Here is a 1583-nt window from a genome sequence, read left to right on the forward strand (position 1 = left end):
CCTTCGGGATCACCACGAGCCCGCCGGCCGCGTTGATGGTCTGCTTCGTGGACAGGCTGGTGACGATGACGATCCACAGCGGGACGAGATCCTTCAACCCGCGTCCACGCTCGAGAGCCATCTGGTACGTCTGTTCCACTGTCATGGTCTGCGCTGTTTCCCTGGCCGACGGATCGGGCCCGAGGATGTCCGCGACGCGGGAAACTCGTCCACCTTCTTCGTCGATCGTCACCATCAACGGCAACTTCGACGCCGAAGCCGGGCGGTGGCATATTCGTCGTCGCAGATGTTCTCCAAGGTGAACGGTTGATCCCACCCCGACACACCCGACGTATGCGACAACAGTTGCCGGACCTGGATGCGGTCCTTCCCGGCTGCTGCGAACTCGGGCCAGTACTGCGCGACGGGGACATCCAGATCGAGCAACCCACGGTCGACGAGCATGAGCGCGGCCAGTGCGGTCACGGTCTTGCTGCAGGACCAGACGTTGGTGACGGTGTCGCGAGCCCACGGTGCAGTGTGTTCGGCGTCGATCCACCCGCCCCACATGTCGACGACGGGTTCGCCGTCGATCGTCAGTGCGATCGCCGCCCCGACATCCTCGCCGGAATCGAGATTGCGTGCCAGCGCCTCCTTCAAGCCAGAGAACCGCTGGTCACATACGCCTTCGATGTTCGCCACTGACAGCCTCCACAGGAATGATGAAACTTGACGTCAACTTCAACTAAGTTGAGTATGTGTCCGATTTACCTGTGGTGTCAATCACTTCAAGTTCGAGAGTCGGCTCAGACCAACGGGATTCCCTTGGCAATGCGCCGACGTAGATCCCAGAGGTAGAAGTTGTAGGGGAACATCCGCAGAATCTTCGGGCTGAACCGATTGACCAGCGCGGCGACACGCATGGATCGGTCGAAATTACGCTGCCGACGCGCTGACCACGGGAGCCGCATTTCGTCACGGAAGGTCTGGGGCAGGAACCCGGTGGTGACAAACCGATTGAGTGGGCCGACCACCGGATGCAACAACTTCGGCGTGAAGGTCGCCGACGCGATCCCGTACAGATGCTCACGAATCGTCTCGTCGATCGCCACCTTGTCGAGGTTCTCGTTCTAGTAGACCTCGAACGCATCCCGGTCCGCCGGCCACATGTCGCGTCGCATCTGGAGGGTCGTGCCGAACGTGGCGCTTCGCTGATAGAACGCATCCTGAGTAACTGGATCGAGATCCCCGTACAAGATTGTGTAGACATCCTCGAAGCCTCGGTACAGGCAGGCGGCTACCCACAACTGCAGTTCGGGATCGAACGCGTTGTACTCGACCGCACTGTTCTCATCGGAGCGAACGTGTTTGTGCGAGCCGTTGACGGCACGTCGGTACAGCTTCTTCTCTTCGTCAGTCGCCAAGCTCGCGACCGCGAGATAGGTCAACGTCGTCCGGGTTCGCTTCACCGGATGCCGATCCAGCCGTCCGGTCTCGACCTTGCTCTCGTACACGCCGTACCCCACCGCCGGACCCTGGCCGTTACCAAGCTCGTGAGTGGTCAGGTTGCAACACCCAGCGTCTCCGACATGGCCGGATTCGAT

The 1583-nt window shown here is 60.8% G+C and carries 1 protein-coding gene and 2 pseudogenes; all 3 read right to left on the minus strand.

Annotation, left to right across the window (positions count from 1 at the left end; all coding sequences use genetic code 11):
- Window positions 1–235: pseudogene (locus ABT116_RS44985) on the minus strand (hypothetical protein); the annotation flags it as partial.
- A complete protein-coding gene (locus tag ABT116_RS44990; RefSeq protein ID WP_351646806.1) occupies window positions 235–681 on the minus strand; it encodes a serine hydrolase domain-containing protein in 447 nt (148 codons plus the stop codon). The pseudogene ABT116_RS44985 and the gene ABT116_RS44990, both read right to left, overlap by 1 nt.
- Window positions 682–785: 104 nt before the next feature.
- Window positions 786–1505 (minus strand): annotated as a pseudogene (locus tag ABT116_RS44995) (oxygenase MpaB family protein).
- Window positions 1506–1583 lie beyond the last annotated feature (78 nt).

Origin of the sequence: Streptomyces sp. NPDC002130 (assembly GCF_040296465.1) — a bacterium.
In the GTDB taxonomy this organism is placed as follows: Bacteria; Actinomycetota; Actinomycetes; order Streptomycetales; family Streptomycetaceae; genus Streptomyces.